The organism is Stenotrophomonas sp. 107298_Sma (assembly GCF_056480345.1).
Window position 1 is genome coordinate 1,959,311 of the sequence record NZ_CM151094.1, and the last position, 17,470, is coordinate 1,976,780.

Sequence of the window (17,470 nt, forward strand, 5' to 3'; positions counted from 1 at the left end):
GGCGATGAGCGGAGACACTTCGGTAGCGCCGGGCCATGCCCGGCGGAATTCGCCGGCAACGGGCGTACTGCCCGAAATCGCGGCACGTGCCGACCAGGCCATCGCGATCCGCCACGACCTGCACCAGCACCCGGAACTGGCCTTCGAAGAACACCGCACCAGCGCCCGCGTGGCCGAGCTGCTGCAGCAATGGGGCTATGCGGTCAGCACCGGCATCGGTGGCACCGGCGTGGTCGGTACGCTGCAGCGTGGGCAGGGCAGTCGCCGGTTGGGTCTGCGTGCCGACATCGATGCGCTGCCGATCCATGAAGAATCCGGGCTGGCCTATGCAAGCCAGCGCGAAGGCCTGATGCACGCCTGCGGCCACGATGGCCACACCGCCATCCTGCTCTCGGCTGCCCACTACCTTGCGCACCACGGGCGTTTCGATGGCACGTTGCAGCTGGTGTTCCAGCCGGCCGAGGAAACCGGCTCGGGCGCTTCGAAGATGATCGCCGATGGCCTGTTCGAACGCTTCCCGGTCGATGCCATCTATGGCCTGCACAACTGGCCGGGCGTGCCGGTGGGGCACTTCGGCTTCGTCGACGGACCGGCGATGGCATCGGTGGACTGGGCGCGTCTGCGGGTGATCGGCAAGGGCGGCCACGGCGCCGAGCCGCAGGGCAGCGTCGATCCGATCCTGGCTGCCGCGCACATCATCACCGCGCTGCAGAGCGTGGTGTCGCGCAATGTCGATCCGCGGCAGATGGGCGTGGTCACCGTCGGCTCGATCCACGGTGGGCAGGCGGCCAATGTCATCCCCGATGTGGTGGAGCTGAAGCTGACCGTGCGCGCGTACCTGCCGGAGGTGCGCGATACGCTGCGCCGGCGGGTCACCGACATTGCCGAGCAGACCGCCGCTGCCTTCGGTGCGCGTGCCGAGATCGAATTCCCGCGCGGCTTCCCCAGCGTGATCAACCACCCCGAGCAGACGGCCTACGTCCGCGAGGTGGCGGTACAGGGCTTCGGCGCAGGGCAGGTGGTGGAGGCCTTCGCACCGCGTACCGCCAGCGAGGACTTCGCCTTCCTGCTGCAGGCACGGCCGGGCAGTTTCGTGTTCGTCGGCAACGGCGACAGCGCGCCGCTGCACAGCCCGCGCTATGTGTTCAACGACGCGGCCATCGCCCCGGCGGCCAGCCTGTGGGCGCGTCTGGCCGAGCACTATCTGGTGGAGGACGTGGCATGAGCGTGCGGTACGATAACGATCGGTTCCTGTACACCTCGGTGGACGACCCCCTGGCGCGCCCGTTGTTCGACGGCCTGGAGCAGGAGTACGACCACCGCTATGCGGACGTGCGCCGGCGTATCGGTGGCAGTGCCCGCGAGGAACTGCAGCGCTATCCGGCCGAAGCCTTCGCTGCCCCGGTCGGTGCGTTCGTGCTGCTGCTGCGCGACGGCGTGGCGATTTCCGGTGGCGCGTTCATGCCGCATCGCGATGAGGACACCGCTGAGTTCAAACGCATCTGGACGCTGCCTGGCCTGCGTCGGCAGGGCATCGCCCGGCGCGTGCTGCAGGAACTGGAGGACCAGGCTGCGCGGCAGGGCTATCGGCGCGTGTTCCTGACCACCGGCTTCCGCCAGCCCGAGGCGGTCGGCCTGTACCTCAGTCACGGCTACACCGCGTTGTTCGATCTGCATGCGGACCCGGAAACCATCGCGCATCTGCCGTTCGAGAAACACCTGGTGCCACAGTCACAGGCGGGCGACGCAGCTACCCTCGCACTGCATGGAGCGGCGGCATGAGTACGCCTTCCACTGCCATCGAGGGCATTGTCCGCCAGCCGGCCACGGCGCTGAAGATCGTGCCGGCGCGGCATCCGCTGCAGGTGATCGGCACGGTGTTGGCACTCGCGCTGATCCTGATCGGCCTGCAGTCGGTGCTGGGCAATCCGCGCTGGGGCTGGGGCACGTTCGCCGAGTGGTTCTTTGCCCGGCCGGTACTGGAAGGGTTGGGGCGAACGCTGCTGCTGACCGCACTCGGTACCGGCCTCGGCTTCGCGCTGGGCACCTTGCTGGCCTTGGCCCGGGTCTCCGGTTCACCGCTGTTGTCGGCAGTGTCGTGGGGCTACGTGTGGCTGTTCCGTTCGATTCCGCTGCTGGTGTTGTTGCTGCTGCTGAACAACCTGGGTTACCTGTACAGCACCATCGAACTGGGCGTTCCATTCACCGGCATCAGCCTGTTCTCGTACCCGACCACGCAGCTGATCGGCGTGTTCACTGCCGCCGTGCTCGGCCTCACCTTGAACCAGGCGGCGTTCTCGGCCGAGGTGATCCGTGGTGGCATCCTGTCGGTCGACCACGGCCAGTACGAGGCGGCCGCAGCGTTGGGCCTGCCGCGTGGGCGCCAGGTGCGCCGCATCATCCTGCCGCAGGCGATGCGTTCGATCCTGCCAGCAGCATTCAATGATGTGATCGGCCTGGCCAAGAGCACGTCGGTGGTCTACGTGCTGGCGTTGCCGGAGCTGTTCTACACCGTGCAGGTGATCTACCGGCGCAACCTGGAGGTGGTGCCGCTGCTGATGGTGGCTACCGTCTGGTACCTGGTGATCCTGACGGTGCTGTCGCTGCTGCAACGGCGGGTGGAGCAGCGCTTTGCCCGCGGCCAGCTGCAGCATGAGCGCAACGTGTCGCGGGTATCGTCTGCAGCTCCGCGGGCGGCGGCGACCGCTGCACGCGTGCCCAGCCGCGCGGCATTTGCCGTGCCGATCGAGGCCGGAACGGGCGCGGCTGTGTCCCTGCAGGGAGTGGGCAAGGCCTTCGGCGAGCAGACGGTGCTTGATGACGTGCATCTGGAACTGAGGGCCGGCAGCGTGACCGTACTGATTGGTCCGTCCGGTGCGGGCAAGTCCACGCTGCTGCGGCTGATCAATCACCTAGAGCGTGCTGACAGCGGCTTCGTCACCGTGGGCGGCCAGCTGATCGGTTACCGCCGCGACGGCGACACCCTGTACGAGCTGCCGGAAGGTGAGATCCGCCGTCGCCGCGCGGAAGTCGGCATGGTGTTCCAGGGCTTCAACTTGTTCCCGCACATGACCGCACTGGAGAACATCATCGAAGCGCCCATCGCGGTGCGCGGCATTTCGCGCGCCCAGGCCGAGCAGCAGGCACGCACCCTGCTGGAGCGGGTGGGGCTGGCCGACAAGGCCGATGCTTTCCCGCGCCAGCTGTCTGGCGGCCAGCAGCAGCGTGTGGCCATCGCCCGCGCGCTGGCCCTGCAGCCGAAGGTACTGCTGTTCGACGAGCCGACCTCCGCGTTGGACCCGGAGCTGGTGTCGGAGGTGCTGAGCGTGATCGAGGAACTGGCCAGTTCCGGCACCACGCTGGTGATCGTCACCCACGAACTGGGCTTCGCCCGCCGCGTGGCCGACCACGTGGTGATGATGGACCAGGGCCGGGTGATCGAGCAGGGCACGCCGGACGCGCTGTTTGAACACCCGCGCCAGCAACGCACCGCCGATTTCCTGGCCAAGACCCTGTAACCCCATTTCGAGAACCGCCATGAGCCCAGCATCGCAGCGACGCCCCGCCCGCAGCACCCTGTTGATCGTCGGTGTACTGGTCATCGGCATTGCCGGCATCGTCTATTCGCGCGTGCGCCAGGGCCCCGAGGGCGTGCCCGTTGCGGCGACCTCGCTGGCCGCCAGCAACGCGCAGATACTGAAGGGCACGCCCGATCCGAAGGCGCAGGCGCTGATTCCGGCCGGCTATCGCTTCGTCACCCCGGGCGCATTCACCATCGCCACCCATCCCGGCCAGCTGCCATTGGCCGACTACGGTGCCGACAGCAAGGAAGTGGTGGGCGTGGAGCCGGACATCGCGCGGTTGATCGCCGATGGCCTGGGCCTGAAGCTGGTGGTGGTGCCGGTGGCCTGGGCCGACTGGCCGCTGGGGCTGGAATCGGGCAAGTACGATGCGGTGCTGTCGAACGTGACGGTCACTGAAGAACGCAAGAAGAAGTTCGATTTCTCCAGCTATCGTTTCGACCTGCTGGGCATCTATACCCGCACCGATGGCCCGATCCAGAAGATCGCCACACCGGCCGACGTTGCAGGGCTGAAAGTGGTGGTGGGGGCCAGCACCAACCAGGACCAGATCCTGCGCCAATGGGACAAGCAGAACATCGCCGCAGGCCTGAAACCGGTGGAGTACCAGTACTTCGATGATGCGGTGATCGGGCGGTTGGCAGTGATCACCGGCCGCGCCGACGTGTCGTTCGAGCCGAATGCCACCGGCGCCTATTCCGCGCGTGATGGCAAGGTGCGCCGGGTCGGCCTGTTCCCGGGTGGCTGGCCGGACGCAGCGGCGATTTCGGTGACCACCCGCAAGGGCAGTGGCCTGGCCGATGCGGTGACCCAGGCATTGAACACCCAGATCAGCAGCGGCACCTACGCGAAGGTGCTGGCGCGCTGGAACGTAGCCGAGGAAGCGGTGCCGCAGTCGCAGACCAATCCGCCGGGGTTGCCAGGGTTCTGAAGCAGGCGTGCCAACCAACGGTTGGCACCCACCGGAATGCGAGGCGGGGCGTGCCGACCAAGGTCGGCATCTACCGAAGGGCGTGCCAACCAACGGTTGGCACCCACCGGGTTGCGAGGCAGCGCTGCCGACCAAGGTCGGCCTCTACCGGGGTCAGGGCTGCCAATCGATGTGTTCCAGGCGGGCGCCTCCATTGCCGTGAAAGAAACTGATCGCGGCGAAGCACGCCTCGATGCCGATGCACCACGCCAGGGGATAGCCATCCACCTGGCCATTGTCGAGGCGGAAGTAGGCGTTGCCGGCGCGGTGTTCGTTTCCGCAGGAATGGAAGCCGTCATCGCCGGGCTCGCGCAGGTACATCAGCCATGCATGCTCGGCATTGCGCAGCATGCACAGCGATGGGCCGTCGGGCACCGATGCCCACAGCTCGAACTGGGGCATGGATGCGGCCAGCGCCAGTGCGCTGGCCAGCTGATCGTCGGTAGCGGCGGCGACAGGGCTGCCATCGAGTAGAAGTTCGATCACTTCGGTTCCTGCATCGGCATTACTGCCAACGTGCCTCCAGGGTGCGGAACGGGCCATCGAGCAGCACGCCGTCCTTGTCGAAGTTCCGTACCGATCGCCCATCCACGCGCACGTCCTTGGGCAGGGTACGGCTGGGCCACCATACGCGTACCGGCGTGCCCTTGCGCAGTCCCTTGCCGAGCGACACGGTCAGGTTGCCGTCGCGCTGGCGTGCCTGCATCTGCAGGGTGCCATAGGCGGTGGGCAGGCGGTCCACGGCCAGGCCGTCGCCAGCGACCCACGAAGGAGGCGTACCCGGCAGCAGCGACAACGCGTCGTCGTCCTCGCGCATCAGCATGCCAAACAGGGTGCGGCCGTATTCGGCGCCGATCCAGGTGTGTGGCATGTCGCCCAGGTAGCGCGGGAAGCGCAACCGCGAGTGCACGACCTCGGCCAGCACCTGCCATTCCAGCGGCCTGCGATCGTGCAGCAGGCCCTGCAGCAGTTCGTCGGCCGCTTCGGGCTGGCCCAGGTGCACGTAGCTCAGCACGTTGCGGATTTCATACGGCGTGTAGGCATACAGCGCACCGGGCTGGTTGCGCTTGCGCACATCGTCCAGGTAGCGGGCGAAGGTGGTGCGCAGGGCTTCGGCCGGCAGCACGCTCTGGGCGCCGGTGGGGTCCAGAGCGATCGATACACCGGTCGGATCGCCGTCGCCGAGGTCGGCCGATGAGGGAATGAAGTCGATGCCCTTCCATGCCATCGTTGCGCGGATCGAGGCATGCAGTGCGTCATACAGCGCCTTGTACTGTTCGCGCGCCCACGTGGCGGTTTCGTGGTCGCCCAGCGATTCGGCCAGCCACGCGCCGTCATGCCAGCCCTTCAGGCCCCAGTAGTCGTCCCAGTAGCTGTGGGTGGGTGAGGGATAGCCCTCGTGGCTGATCGACGGCGCAAGGATGCCGGCGAAGCGCTCCGGCGATGGCTGGTCGGCCATGTAGCCCGGCACCAGCGTGCGTTCGCGCAGTTCCTGCAGGAAGCGCAGCGCGGCCTTCACCTTGGGCAGGTAGGCACGCACGCTTTCCGGCCCGCCATCGAGCCGGGCGACGTCGGCAACGATGGTGACGTACTGGCCCTGGCTGTCGTACTCGATATCCGAACCGAAGCCGGTATTGACGCTGCCATCGTCGTTGAGGATGGGCGACACCAGGCCATTGCCGTGCACGCCGTGTTCGCTGTACCAGGCCAGGTAGTCGCGTGCCACCTTGGCTTCGCCCATGCGCAGCAGCACGGCCGAGGTGGCCATGCCATCGCGGATGAAGGAGCGGTTGTAGTTGCGCGGGCCGGGCTGCATGGCCGGGCCGGTCTGGTTGATCAGCATGTAGGCGGCCTGTGCGCGCAGCATGTCCACCAGTGAAGGGTCGGGCAGGCGCAGGCCGACCTGGCCCAGCCGCGCCTGCCAATCGGCGGAGGCGCGGCTGGCCAGCGTGTCGAAGGCCTTGTCGCCGTCGCGCGGCAGCGACGCAAGGCTGAGGGCCGGTGCTTCCGGCAGCACGCCATTGGCATCGGCGGTGGCGGTACCGAGCGGGAAGGCCACCACCACCGCGTCGCTGGCACCGGGGGCGAGGCGGATCCGGTAGCTCAATGCGGCTGCGGCCAATCCTTGCTCATCGCGTGCCTGCTGTGCGGCAGGCAGCTGCCCGCTGGCGATGGCCGTGGTGATCTCGGTGTCACCTTCGTTGCCGAAGGCCGCGGTGCCAGCGGCATCCACCGCGCTGAGTGACTGCAGCAGCGTGCGGCCATTGACGCGCACGCTGTTGCCTTCGACGGCCACCTGGCGGATCGGCGACAGGCCGCCGTTCTGCCACGGCGGGTTCATCTGCATCGGTCGCACTGCGAGGGTCAGCGTGCCTTCGATGGCCGCGCTGCCGGTGTTGCGCAGGCGATGGCGCACGAAGGTGACCGGTTGCCCGTCGCGCTCGATGGCAAAGGCTTCGCTGCGCAGTTCCAGCCCGGGCTGCGGTGACCACGTGGCAGACGGCATCGGCTTCCAGCCATCGCGCAGTGCGTGCTGCACCGGTTGTTCGGCGGCACCGGTCGCGCGGCCATCGGCACTGCGCCAGATCGGCTGCACCAGCGGTGCGCCCTTGTAGGCTTCGATGTTGCCGTATTCGTCGAAGATCGATTTCTGCCGGCCCGCATGCACACCGACTGCGGTCCAGTAGGTCTGCTGCATGTGCAACGAGGCAGGGAACAACGCGCGCTGCGCGCCACTGGCGGCGATCTGGTAGCGCTTCATCGGCGTCATCACCGCCTTCGGGCCGAGCAGGCGGATGCGTTTGACCTGGGGGGCATCACCTTCCACGGTCAGCCGCAGTGCCTTGATGTCCAGTGGCGCGTCGGCCGCCAGCCAGCTCTGCTGCCGGGTCGCCGCCTGCGCGTCGCGCGCCAGTTCGTGCCAGCGGCCCTGTGCGTCCTGTGCCTGCAGGCGTGCAGCGCCGTGCACGTTGGCCCAGTCCACTGCCAGCCCGGTGCTGGGCTGGGCGCGGGGCAGGGTGATGTCGAGCGTGTGGATGCCGCCTTTGCCTGCGGGGATGGCAACCGTGCCGCCGCCCTGCCACAGCGCAGCGGACTGGGTGGCGCCCAGCCCGGTCACCCGTGCGCTGAGTGCGGTGTCGAGCGGTTCCATTTCGAAGATGGATACGCCCCAGTCGGAGGTGCGCTGCGGGCTGGCCAGGCGCAGGTAGCGGGCCTGTCGCGGCGCGAAGTACAGGGTTTCGATGCCACCCAGCGAATCGCCCATGACGTAGGCGCTTTGCCACTGCTTGCCGTCGAGCGAGGTCTGCAGCGAATAGCCTTCGGGGTTGGAAACATCCCAGGTGAGGCGTGCACCGGCCAGCATCGCAGGCTTGCCGAGATCGATCTGGAACCAGTGGCCGGGGCTGAACGCGCCACCGGTCACCGTCTTCGGATCGTTGTCGATCAGGTGGCTGATCGCCATCGCCGGAACCTGCTGCGACGACGCGCTGGCCTGCCACTGGGTACGGGGAGGCAGGTTCTGCGCGTGTGCGGCCGAGGCGAGGGTGGCAAGCAGCAGCGTGAAGGCTGGCCGGACGAAGGGGGGCAGGGGGGAGAGCCTGGAACGTTCAACGCGCAACGTCATTGCGGACAGCCTCGCAGGTGCGGCCGGAATCGGGCAGGCGCTACGCTAGCAGGGCGTGTAATCGGTTACATGACGCACTGCAACGCTGCTGGGCGTGGCCGGTGCCACCGCGGTCTGCTTTCCGGTGTAGAGCCGTGGGATGCATTGCGTCGAGTTACCCCGTTACAGCTCCACCATCTCCCACCAGCGCGTGCCCGCTTCGGGCGCCTGCATGTCCAGTGCTTCGCCCATCATCGGCGTGGCCACCGGCACGTTCTTTGCGGCGGCCAGGGCGGTGATGCGCTCGAACGGCTGCTGCCAGGCGTGCAGGGCCAGGTCGAAGGTGCCGTTGTGGATCGGCAGCAGCCACTTGCCCCGCAGGTCCAGGTGCGCCTGCAGAGTCTGTTCGGGCTGCATGTGCACGAACGCCCAGCGCGGGTCGTAGGCGCCGGTTTCGATCATGGTCAGGTCGAACGGGCCGTACTTCTCGCCGATGGTCTTGAAGCCATCGAAATAGCCGGTGTCGCCGCTGAAGAAGATGCGGAAGTCGCCGTCCTGGATCACCCACGAAGCCCACAGGCTGCGGTCGCTGTCGCCCAGCCCACGGCCGGAGAAGTGCTGGCCCGGGGTGGCGGTCAGGCGCAGGCCGCTGGCTTCGGTCGACTGCCACCAGTCCAGCTGTTCCACCTTGCTGGCGTCCACGCCCCACGCAATCAACTGGTCGCCCACGCCAAGCGGGGCGATGAAGCGCGTGGTCTTGCCGGCCAGCTGCATCACCGCGGCGTGGTCCAGGTGGTCGTAGTGATTGTGCGAGAGGATCACGCCGGCGATCGGCGGCAGTTCGTCGATGCTGATCGGCGGCGCGTGGAAGCGGGCCGGGCCCATCCATTGCACCGGCGAGGCGCGCTCGGAGAACACCGGGTCGGTCAGCCAGTACTGCCCGCGCAGCTTCAGCAGGATCGTGGAATGCCCAAGCCGGAACAGGCTGCGATCAGGTGCGGCGTCCAGGGTTGCGCGGTCCAGCGGCTGCACCGGAATGGGGTGCGCCGGCACGGTGCCCTTGGGCTTGTTGAACAGGAAGGTCCACCAGATCTCCGCGCCATCGCGCAGGCCCATTGCCGGACGCGGCAGGGCATTGCGGAACCTGCCATCGCGGTACTGCGGCGAATCGGGGAAGTCGGGGAGGGACCAGGACTTGCAGAAGGTGTAGGCGGTCACGGCGAGGATTCCAAGCAAAAGGACAAGGAGCAGGCGCTTCATGGGTGACGTCCGCTGGGTACACTGCACAGTGTAGTTTCGTGTTTTTCAAAAGTACACTCCCGGGTGTAAAATGTGCGCATCCGTTCAGTTATCTGGTTTCCGCCATGCCCCGTGCCCCGCAACGCCTGACCGACCGCAAACGCGAAGCCATCGTGCGGGCGGCGGTGGAGGAGTTCCGCGCGGCCGGCTACGAGGCGACCAGCATGGATCGCATCGCCGAGGTGGCCGGGGTCTCCAAGCGCACCGTCTACAACCACTTCCCGAGCAAGGAAGCGTTGTTCTCGATGATCCTGGAGGAGCTGTGGGAGCGCAGCGTGGCCAGCGACGCTTTGCCGTATCGCACCGATCAGCCGCTGCAGGCACAGTTGCTGCAGCTGCTGGGCCAGAAGCTGGAACTGCTCAGCGATGCCAACTTCATCGACCTGGCGCGGGTGGCGATGGCCGAGATCATCCATTCACCGGAACGGGCGCAGGCGATCGTTTGCCGCATGGGCGAGAAGGAGAGTGGCGAGAGTGCCTGGATCCGTGCGGCCATCGCCGATGGGCGGCTGCGCAAGGTCGATCCGGAGTTTGCTGGCCACCAGCTGCACGGCCTGGTGAAAAGCTTTGCGTTCTGGCCGCAGGTGACTATGGGGCAGGCGCCGTTGAACGAACAGGAGCGCGCACGCGTGGCCGAATCGGCGGTGGCGATGTTCCTGGGTTTCTACGCGATCTAGCTGGCAGCGAAACGGCGGAACTCATCCGCCGGTAGCGCTGCCGAGTACAGATAACCCTGCCCGACATCCACGCCCAGGGCGCGCAGCTGCTGCTCCTGGGCAAGGGTCTCAGTGCCCTCGGCCACCACGATGGCGCCGCAGCGATGCGCGACTTCGACGATGAAGCGGACAATGGACTGTGACTTTGCATCGGACAGCGTGGCGATCAGCGCCTGCTCGATCTTGACCTCGGCAATGGCCAGCTGTGAGAGCAGGATCAGGGTCGAGTAGCCCGCGCCGAAATCGTCCAGTGACAGTGTCACCTCGGCGGCCAGCAGCTGCGCGATGTTGGCGTCGACCACATCGCGCTCGACGATCTCGGTCCACTCGACGATTTCCAGGCGCAGCATCAACCCCGGCACGTCGTGCAACTGCAGCAGCTCCTGCAGGCGCAGGCCGAAGTCGGGCAGGCGCAGGGACTCGGCGGAAACATTGACCGCGATCGTCAGCTTGCTGCCTTCCTGATGGCAGCGCTGCAGGAAATGGATGGCTGACTGCAGCGTCGCCCATTCCAGATCGGCCAGCCGGCCGTGCCGACGCAGCAACGAGATCACCCGCATCGGTGCGATCAGCCGGTCCTCGCCGTCACGCATGCGTAGCAGTGCCTCGGCGCCGACCAGCTGCCGGTCCCGCAGGCGATGCTTGGGCTGGTAGCACAGCGGCGCGTCGCCATGCTGCAGCCAGTGCTCGAGCGCGCGCTCGATCAACGCGTCGATCTCGCTGTCGCGCTGGACCGGATCATCGAAAAACACCACGCCCGACTCGATCGCACTCAGCGCCAGGGTGATCGCGCGGAATGGTAGATGGCCATCGTCGGCAGTGGCCGGTGGCTTCAGCTCGACCACCGCACAGCGGAACAGTGGGCGGAAACCCGGCCAGTCGCGGCCGACCAGATCAGCCAGGTTGCGTGCCAGGTCGGTGATCTGTGCCTGCGTGCGCAGCTCGGGCAGCGAGGTGTCAGGCACCAGGATCGCCAACGCCGCGTCGCCGAACTGGTAGATCTCCAGTTGGTGCGCCGGTAGCGAGGGCAGCAGCTGATGCACTTCGTCGGTGCTGTCGTGCCGCCACAGGCCGCTGTCCTGCAGCGGCCCATAGCGCAGGCGAAGGTCGCGCAGGTTGCCCATCTCGGCCACCACCAGGCAGGCCTTGCCTACGCCATCCTTGTCACGCCAGTAGTGCTTCAGCCGCTCGCCGAGCGCGCGCATGTTGGGCAGGCCACTGATCGGGTCGATGCGCAGCCAGGCCTGCTCACGCTGCCGCTGTGCATCGATCTGTGCATCGTTGTAGACCAGCGCGAACACTGCGCCGAGCACCAGCAGCGACACCGGCAGCGCCAGTACGCGCTGGATCGCCAGCTCGGCAACCGGCAGCTGCGCGGCCCCGATGATGGCCACGCCCAGCGCCAGCCCCAGCGCCGTCACTGCGATGCGCACGCCCCACGCCTGCAGGATCATGCGCGCTGACAGCTCGCCGAGCATGCGTGGGTGCAGGCGCGTGCGCAGCCAGATGCCGGCCATCATCTGCAGGGTGGCTTCGATGCTTGCGGGAAGGAAGAACTGGGTGCCCGAGAACTGGTAACGGGCCAGCAGGCTGGCGGCCAGGCAGGCCAGGCCGCCGCGCCAGCCACCGAGCAGTCCACTGATCAGCAGGATGTCGAAGCCGAGATTGAGCTTGACTACACCCTGGGTGTAACCAGCGACGAACCAGGCGTTGAACAGGTAGATCAGGCCGAGTGCCACGCCTACATACAGGCGGCGGCCTTCGATGGCATGGCCGGAGCGGCGGGTGGCGATCAGCAGTACGCCGATCATGCCGATCACCGCCGTGGCCTGCAGCAGGTACAACGGCAGGCTGGGCAGGGCGCTGTCCAGGACCTGGGCCGAGACCCGTGATAGCGCATCCATAGCAGGTTCCCGCCTGTGACCGACGGCCAGTGCGAGCAGGTTAAACCACAGGCGCGTACGCGGCCACCATGGGTCCCGACCAAGGTCTCTACGGTCAGTAGCGCGGGTCGGCGATGGCCGGCAGCACCAGTTCGCGCACGAAGCCGGACGGTGACAACTGCAGCAACGCGCGCACCATCGCGACGACGTCATGCACCGGCACCAGTGCGCCGTCGCCGCGGGCTGCGGCCTCTGCAACCGGCACCGACAGTGCATCGTCGGTGTTTAGGTAGCCCAGTTGCAGGCTGGTCACCGCCAGGCAGCGATCGCGGAAGCCTTCGCGCAGCGCATCGGCGATGCCATTGAGTGCGAACTTGGACGCACCGAACGCCACTTCCGGGCGGCCGCTGCGCGGCAGTGCCGAGGTCGAGCCGGTCAGCACCAGCTGCGGGCGCGGCGAGGTCAGCACGCGTGGCAACAGCCGCTGCAGCAGCACCAGGGTCGCACTGATGTTGACGTCGACCAGCTGCGTGAGCGCGGCATCGCTTTCATCGAGGAAGTCGTACGCGTCGCTGAAGGCTTTGTCCTCCCAGATGCCCAGGTTGTGTATCAGCACATCGATATCGGCCGGTGCCTGCGCCGCGATGTGGTCGGCAGCCACGGTCGGCTGGGACAGATCGGCTTCAATCCACTGCAGGGTGACGCCTTCGGGGCATTCAAGGTCGCGCGGACGGCTGCGCGAAACGCCGATGACGGTGTCGCCGGCACTGCACAGGCCTTCCACGAACGCCCGACCGAGGCCCCTGCTGGCGCCGATGACCATCAATTTCATGTTGCTTCCTTGTTGTACTGCGGCGGCCTCAGTCGGCCGCCAGAAGGGTGTCCCAATCGGCGAACGCACGCAGGCCGCTGCGCTCGGCGGTAATGATCGAGGCGGTGTTGTCGAGCTGGCAACGGTACTGAGGCTGCAGCCCGGCCGCCTGCGCGGACACGGCCATGGCGTGTACCAGCTGGCGCGCGTGCCCACGGCCGCGGGCCTCGGGCAGGGTCAGCACGCCCATGTCGGCGAGCGTTGGATCCAGGCTCCACGGATACAGGCTGCCGGCAGCGGCCAGCCGCTCGCCGTCGAAGGCGCCGAATACCTGCCAGTGATCGAGTTCGACCCAGGCCGCATCGAGATCCTCCTCACTGGCGCTGGCCTGGAACACGTCGAACGCGGCTGCGTCGGCCGGGCCGAGACGGCGGATGTGGGGTGGAGCAGGGTGTTCGGCCAATGCCGCCAGGGATGCGGCAGGGAAATAGAAAATGCGGTCTGCGCCATGCGTGCGCTGGCCGATGTCGATCAGGCGCTGTTGCAGATGTTCCAGGGTCCACTGTGCGCGTACCTGCAATTGCAGGCGTTCAGCCAGCGCAGGGCGCAGCAGTGCGCGCGCAGGGCCGGAAACCGGCTGCAGCAGCATGCCGTCCTCGCCCTCATCGAGCTCGTCGCTGCAGGCAATGTGCAGCGCTGGGCCATCCTGCAGGACGCCTTCGCCCGCGAACAGGCGCCGCCAGCAGCTGTCGATCAACGGGGAGAACACATCATCCATGACACGCAACTCACTCAGTGCTGGGGCAGATCGACCTGCAGGCCCGCGGCTTTCCATTCGGGGTAACCGGCGGCGAGCCGCTGCGCGGTCAGTCCGGCCTCGCGCAGCATCGCCACCGCATCGTTGGAAAGCACGCAGTAGGGCCCGCGGCAATAGGCCACAATGTGGACGGCACGCGGTAGTTCATCCATCCGTGCACGCAATTCCGTAACGGGAATGTTCAGCGCGCCGGGCAGGTGCCCCAGCGAGAATTCTTCCTGTGGCCGCACATCCAGCAGCACCACACTGTCTCGTTGCTGCAGCAGCTGTTCCACCGTCAGCCCATCCAATGCATCGCGGCGCAGCACGCTGTCGGCAATCACATCGTGCATTTCGCTGCGCTGGTGGTCGGCGTAGTCGCGCAGCGCGGCCATCAGGTTGCCCAGCGGGCCATCACCACTGCGGTAGAGGATGCGCTTGCCGTCGCGACGGGTCTGTACCAGGCCAGCGCGGCGCAGCTGCTGCAGATGCTGGGAGGTATTGGCTACCGACAGCCCCGTCAGCTCGGCCAGCCGTTCCACCGCGCGTTCACCCTGGGCGATGTGTTCCAGCAGGGCCAGGCGGTGAGCATGGCCGAGGGTGCGGGCGATCTCGGCCAGTGCTTCCAGCGGCGACGGTGGCGGATCGGTTGCGGCGTTCATGCGGCTCACGCTAGCATCGGTCTATCATTCAAGCAAATAATTGAAGGTATGCGATATGAGCGGGCTGGCGACATGGGCAGTGGATGCGGTATTGATCGGTGTGGGAGCGACCGCAGTGATGGATCTGTGGGCGCTGCTGCAACGGCGCCTGCTTGGCATTCCCTCGTTGGATTTCGCGATGGTGGGGCGCTGGCTGGGCCACCTGCCGCGCGGGCGCTTCCGTCACGATGGCATCGGCCGCTCGGCGGTGGTCGACGGTGAACGCGCGCTGGGCTGGACCGCGCATTACCTGATCGGGGTGATCTTCGCTGGGCTGCTGCTGGCGGTGGTCGGCACAGATTGGCTGCGTGCCCCTACCGTGCTGCCCGCACTGCTGTTCGGCATTCTCAGTGTGGCCGCGCCCTTCTTCATCCTGCAGCCGTGCATGGGCGCGGGCATCGCGGCATCGAAGACGCCGGCGCCGGGCAAGGCCCGCCTGCGCAGCCTGGTCGCACACAGTGTGTTCGGTCTGGGCCTGTATCTTGCAGCTGCGCTGCTGGCTGCAGTTGCCACGGAATGAGCGAGAATCCATGGGGTCACCGGCAACTGGAGCACCCCGGCATGCAGGCAACACCCGCAAGCAGCGACGGCATGCCGTTGCCATCGGCGTGGCGCGAAGCGCTGGCCGGCGCGCGCATCGAGCGGCAGTCGATCGGGGTTTCGCGTGCGGACGTCGCTCGCGTGCATCGACCGGGGCAGGCCGATGCCTTCCTGAAATCGGAAGTGATCGATGCCTTCAGTGAGCTGGGTCATGAGATCGCCCGCCTGCGTTGGCTGCAGGCGCAGGGCCAGCCGGCGCCGACGGTGATCGCCACCGCCGAGGACGCGGGCCGGCGCTGGTTGCTGATGAGCGCGTTGCCGGGCCGTGATCTGGCGTCCTCGCCGGAACTCGCCCCGCAGCAGCTGGTGGAGGTGCTGGCCGACGCGCTGCGCGGGCTGCATGCCTTGCCGGTGGCGGCCTGCCCGTTCGACCAGCGGCTGGCGTCGCGTGTGCAGGCCGCAGTGGCGCGCGTCGAAGCGGGTCTGGTCGATGCCGATGATTTCGATGATGAGCGCCTGGGGCAGAGCCCGCAGCAGGTCCTTGCCGAGCTGCTCGCCAGCCAGCCCGCGCATGAAGATCTGGTGGTCAGCCACGGTGATGCCTGCCTGCCCAACCTGATGGTGGCCGAGGGCCGCTTCAGTGGTTTCATCGACTGTGGCCGGCTGGGTGTGGCCGACCGCTATCAGGACCTTGCGCTGGCCGCGCGCAGCATCGTCCACAACTTCGGTGACACGCGCTGGGTAGCCCCGCTGTTCCAGCGCTATGGCGCGGTGGCTGATGAGCGTCGGTTGGCGTTCTATCGGCTGCTCGACGAGTTTTTCTGAAGCTGCGCAGGGTCGGGTAGGGCGGCGCTGAACGGTGCCCTGCCGATGGATTTCGCCCCCTTTAAAAATGTACGAACGTTCGTTCACAATTGATGCCATGAACCGAACAGACCGCAACGAGCAACGTGTCACGCAAATCCTGCAGGCCGCCCTGCAGTGCTTCCTCGCCAAGGGATTCCACCAGACCAGCATGCGCGACATCGCGCAGGCTGCCGGGGTCAGCCTGGGCAATCTCTACAACCATTTCCCGGGCAAGGAGGCGATCATCCTTGCGGTAGCGGTGGCCGAGAGCGAAGAGCTGGCTCCGATGCTGCAGCGCCTGGCGGCCGCCGACGGTGAGCGGACACAGGTGATGGCCTTCCTGCAGGATTTCCATGCACTGTGCCGGCAGCCGGAATGGGCAACGCTTGCGGTCGAGGTGCTGGCCGAGAGTGCGCGCAACCCTGCCGTGGCCAAGGCCTTTGCGGCCAACCGCAGGCAGCTGCAGCAGGTGCTGGGCGATGCCCTGCTGCGTGTTGCGCAGCGCGAGCGGCGGCGACCCGCGCTGGCCCCGGCGCTGCAGGCGCAGGTGCTGTTGGATGCGATCGAAAGCGATGCGCTGCGTCGGGGGCTGGGCGAAGCCGATGGCACCGAGGATGCATCGCTGGATCTTGGCCTGCTCGTGCTGCTGCTGGGGGCGCGTGCATGAGCGCTGCTGACCGGCGACTGCACGGGCTGGACCTGGCGCGTTACCTCGCACTGGCCGGCATGGTGCTGGTCAACTTCCGCCTGGCGATGGCCGTGCCTGCAGAGGGTACGAGCTGGTTGGCCGGCGTCTTCCATCTGCTGGAAGGCAAGGCCTCGGCGACGTTCGTCACCCTGGCCGGTCTTGGCCTGGTGCTGGCAACGCAGCGGCAGCCCTGGTGGCAGGCCAGCATGCAGACCTGGCGGCGTGCTGCGTTCCTGCTGGCGCTGGGCCTGCTCAACCTGACCCTGTTCCCGGCCGATATCCTGCACTACTACGCGGTGTATTTCGCGTTGGCCGTGGTGTGGCTGCGCGCCTCGCCGCGGGTGTTGCTGGGCAGCATCGTGGGTCTGGCGGCCTGTTCGTTCTGGGCGTTGCTGCACTGGGATTACAGTCAGGGATGGAACTGGCAGACGCTGGAATACGCCGGTCTGTGGCAATGGCCGGGCGCGGTCCGCAACCTGCTGTTCAATGGCTTCCATCCGCTGCTGCCGTGGCTGTGCTTCTTCTTGCTGGGGATGCTGCTGGCACGCCTGCAACTGTCGCAGCCGAGGGTCCAGCACGCGCTGCTGGTGCTGGGCCTGCTGCTGATCGGCGCCGGCCATGGTGTGCAGCATCTGGCCCAGGGAACGCCGTGGCAGGCGTGGTTGGGAACGCAGCCGATGCCGCCGGGTCCTGCCTATGTGCTGACCGGGGCGGGCGCGGCCTGCAGTGTGATTGCCGCCTGCCTGTGGCTCATGCGGGTACACCCGGGTGACTGGCTGGAGCCCTTCACGGCGGCGGGACGCATGACCTTGACCCTGTATGTCGGCCACATCCTGCTGGGCATGGGCACGCTGGAAAGCCTGGGCCTCCTGGACGGCAGCGCGTCATTGGCCTCGGTACTGCTGTGGGCACTGCTGTTCCTGATGCTCGCGACCGCTGCGGCGTGGCTGTGGTCATGGAAGTTCGCGCGCGGTCCGCTGGAGGCGGTGATGCGCCGTATTGCGGGCTAGTTCTTTGGTTGCGCCGCACGATGTT

The 17,470-nt window shown here is 67.2% G+C and carries 16 protein-coding genes; 9 read left to right on the forward strand and 7 right to left on the reverse strand.

The annotated features are described in order from the left end of the window. Positions 1-4: 4 nt before the first annotated feature. Genes ACZK2G_RS09245 through ACZK2G_RS09260 form a run of 4 tightly spaced genes read left to right on the forward strand, consistent with a single transcriptional unit; the run spans position 5 to position 4,512 of the window. Positions 5-1,225, forward strand: coding sequence for a M20 aminoacylase family protein (locus ACZK2G_RS09245; protein ID WP_478475318.1), 1,221 nt, complete (start codon positions 5-7; stop codon positions 1,223-1,225). Further along, positions 1,222-1,782 carry a GNAT family N-acetyltransferase gene (locus ACZK2G_RS09250; protein ID WP_478475319.1) on the forward strand — a complete coding sequence of 187 codons (561 nt, stop codon included), beginning with the start codon at positions 1,222-1,224 and terminating at the stop codon, positions 1,780-1,782. Before ACZK2G_RS09245 ends, ACZK2G_RS09250 begins: the two co-directional genes overlap by 4 nt. Then, positions 1,779-3,518 (forward strand): amino acid ABC transporter permease/ATP-binding protein, encoded by a 1,740-nt coding sequence (locus ACZK2G_RS09255; RefSeq protein WP_081323698.1) that lies wholly within the window; start codon positions 1,779-1,781, stop codon positions 3,516-3,518. The genes ACZK2G_RS09250 and ACZK2G_RS09255 overlap by 4 nt, the downstream gene beginning before the upstream one ends. 19 nt (positions 3,519-3,537) lie before the next feature. Further along, complete coding sequence (locus ACZK2G_RS09260) at positions 3,538-4,512, forward strand: ABC transporter substrate-binding protein (RefSeq protein ID WP_478475322.1); 975 nt, start codon at positions 3,538-3,540, stop codon at positions 4,510-4,512. Between the two features lie 153 nt (positions 4,513-4,665). Here the strand turns inward: ACZK2G_RS09260 and ACZK2G_RS09265 are convergent, their stop codons facing one another. The 3 genes from ACZK2G_RS09265 to ACZK2G_RS09275 all read right to left on the reverse strand — a co-directional run bounded on the left by ACZK2G_RS09265 (position 4,666) and on the right by ACZK2G_RS09275 (position 9,415). Then, the gene (locus ACZK2G_RS09265) at positions 4,666-5,037 is read right to left on the reverse strand and encodes a hypothetical protein (RefSeq protein WP_088100662.1); all 372 of its coding nucleotides are present in this window, start codon (positions 5,035-5,037) and stop codon (positions 4,666-4,668) included. 19 nt (positions 5,038-5,056) lie between these two features. After that, positions 5,057-8,176 (reverse strand): discoidin domain-containing protein, encoded by a 3,120-nt coding sequence (locus ACZK2G_RS09270; protein WP_478475323.1) that lies wholly within the window; start codon positions 8,174-8,176, stop codon positions 5,057-5,059. A gap of 162 nt (positions 8,177-8,338) precedes the next feature. Next, positions 8,339-9,415: an MBL fold metallo-hydrolase gene (locus ACZK2G_RS09275; RefSeq protein ID WP_136638708.1), complete on the reverse strand. Its 1,077-nt coding sequence runs from the start codon at positions 9,413-9,415 to the stop codon at positions 8,339-8,341. Positions 9,416-9,519: 104 nt separating this feature from the next. Here ACZK2G_RS09275 and ACZK2G_RS09280 point away from each other — a divergent pair, with 104 nt between their 5' ends. Then, a complete protein-coding gene (locus ACZK2G_RS09280) occupies positions 9,520-10,131 on the forward strand; it encodes a TetR/AcrR family transcriptional regulator (RefSeq protein WP_136638709.1) in 612 nt (203 codons plus the stop codon). Here ACZK2G_RS09280 and ACZK2G_RS09285 read toward each other — a convergent pair. From ACZK2G_RS09285 to ACZK2G_RS09300, 4 genes are all read right to left on the reverse strand, one after another. Beyond that, on the reverse strand, positions 10,128-12,074 hold the full coding sequence (locus tag ACZK2G_RS09285) for an EAL domain-containing protein (protein ID WP_295380991.1): 1,947 nt from the start codon (positions 12,072-12,074) through the stop codon (positions 10,128-10,130). The two genes, ACZK2G_RS09280 and ACZK2G_RS09285, sit on opposite strands and share 4 nt — an antisense overlap. 94 nt (positions 12,075-12,168) lie before the next feature. Beyond that, entirely contained in the window at positions 12,169-12,885 is a 717-nt protein-coding gene (locus tag ACZK2G_RS09290; RefSeq protein WP_136638711.1) for an SDR family NAD(P)-dependent oxidoreductase, read from the reverse strand. A gap of 28 nt (positions 12,886-12,913) precedes the next feature. After that, positions 12,914-13,642, reverse strand: coding sequence for a GNAT family N-acetyltransferase (locus ACZK2G_RS09295; RefSeq protein WP_478475325.1), 729 nt, complete (start codon positions 13,640-13,642; stop codon positions 12,914-12,916). Between the two features lie 14 nt (positions 13,643-13,656). Beyond that, entirely contained in the window at positions 13,657-14,322 is a 666-nt protein-coding gene (locus ACZK2G_RS09300; RefSeq protein WP_046982852.1) for an ArsR/SmtB family transcription factor, read from the reverse strand. 55 nt (positions 14,323-14,377) lie between these two features. Between ACZK2G_RS09300 and ACZK2G_RS09305 the strand changes: the two genes are divergently transcribed. The 4 genes from ACZK2G_RS09305 to ACZK2G_RS09320 all read left to right on the forward strand — a co-directional run bounded on the left by ACZK2G_RS09305 (position 14,378) and on the right by ACZK2G_RS09320 (position 17,445). Beyond that, on the forward strand, positions 14,378-14,881 hold the full coding sequence (locus ACZK2G_RS09305; RefSeq protein WP_046982851.1) for a DUF2938 domain-containing protein: 504 nt from the start codon (positions 14,378-14,380) through the stop codon (positions 14,879-14,881). A gap of 71 nt (positions 14,882-14,952) precedes the next feature. Continuing rightward, entirely contained in the window at positions 14,953-15,726 is a 774-nt protein-coding gene (locus tag ACZK2G_RS09310) for an APH(3')-II family aminoglycoside O-phosphotransferase (protein ID WP_478475574.1), read from the forward strand. Positions 15,727-15,823: 97 nt separating this feature from the next. Beyond that, positions 15,824-16,414 (forward strand): TetR/AcrR family transcriptional regulator, encoded by a 591-nt coding sequence (locus ACZK2G_RS09315; protein ID WP_136638713.1) that lies wholly within the window; start codon positions 15,824-15,826, stop codon positions 16,412-16,414. Beyond that, on the forward strand, positions 16,411-17,445 hold the full coding sequence (locus ACZK2G_RS09320) for a DUF418 domain-containing protein (protein WP_478475327.1): 1,035 nt from the start codon (positions 16,411-16,413) through the stop codon (positions 17,443-17,445). Before ACZK2G_RS09315 ends, ACZK2G_RS09320 begins: the two co-directional genes overlap by 4 nt. Positions 17,446-17,470 lie beyond the last annotated feature (25 nt).

Coding starts and splice junctions, on each gene's coding strand:
- ACZK2G_RS09245 (WP_478475318.1), top strand. CDS start 5: ATGAGCGGAGACACTTCGGTAGCGCCGGGCCATGCCCGGCGGAATTCG.
- ACZK2G_RS09250 (WP_478475319.1), top strand. CDS start 1,222: ATGAGCGTGCGGTACGATAACGATCGGTTCCTGTACACCTCGGTGGAC.
- ACZK2G_RS09255 (WP_081323698.1), top strand. CDS start 1,779: ATGAGTACGCCTTCCACTGCCATCGAGGGCATTGTCCGCCAGCCGGCC.
- ACZK2G_RS09260 (WP_478475322.1), top strand. CDS start 3,538: ATGAGCCCAGCATCGCAGCGACGCCCCGCCCGCAGCACCCTGTTGATC.
- ACZK2G_RS09270 (WP_478475323.1), bottom strand. CDS start 8,176: ATGACGTTGCGCGTTGAACGTTCCAGGCTCTCCCCCCTGCCCCCCTTC.
- ACZK2G_RS09275 (WP_136638708.1), bottom strand. CDS start 9,415: ATGAAGCGCCTGCTCCTTGTCCTTTTGCTTGGAATCCTCGCCGTGACC.
- ACZK2G_RS09280 (WP_136638709.1), top strand. CDS start 9,520: ATGCCCCGTGCCCCGCAACGCCTGACCGACCGCAAACGCGAAGCCATC.
- ACZK2G_RS09285 (WP_295380991.1), bottom strand. CDS start 12,074: ATGGATGCGCTATCACGGGTCTCGGCCCAGGTCCTGGACAGCGCCCTG.
- ACZK2G_RS09290 (WP_136638711.1), bottom strand. CDS start 12,885: ATGAAATTGATGGTCATCGGCGCCAGCAGGGGCCTCGGTCGGGCGTTC.
- ACZK2G_RS09295 (WP_478475325.1), bottom strand. CDS start 13,642: ATGGATGATGTGTTCTCCCCGTTGATCGACAGCTGCTGGCGGCGCCTG.
- ACZK2G_RS09300 (WP_046982852.1), bottom strand. CDS start 14,322: ATGAACGCCGCAACCGATCCGCCACCGTCGCCGCTGGAAGCACTGGCC.
- ACZK2G_RS09305 (WP_046982851.1), top strand. CDS start 14,378: ATGAGCGGGCTGGCGACATGGGCAGTGGATGCGGTATTGATCGGTGTG.
- ACZK2G_RS09310 (WP_478475574.1), top strand. CDS start 14,953: ATGCCGTTGCCATCGGCGTGGCGCGAAGCGCTGGCCGGCGCGCGCATC.
- ACZK2G_RS09315 (WP_136638713.1), top strand. CDS start 15,824: ATGAACCGAACAGACCGCAACGAGCAACGTGTCACGCAAATCCTGCAG.
- ACZK2G_RS09320 (WP_478475327.1), top strand. CDS start 16,411: ATGAGCGCTGCTGACCGGCGACTGCACGGGCTGGACCTGGCGCGTTAC.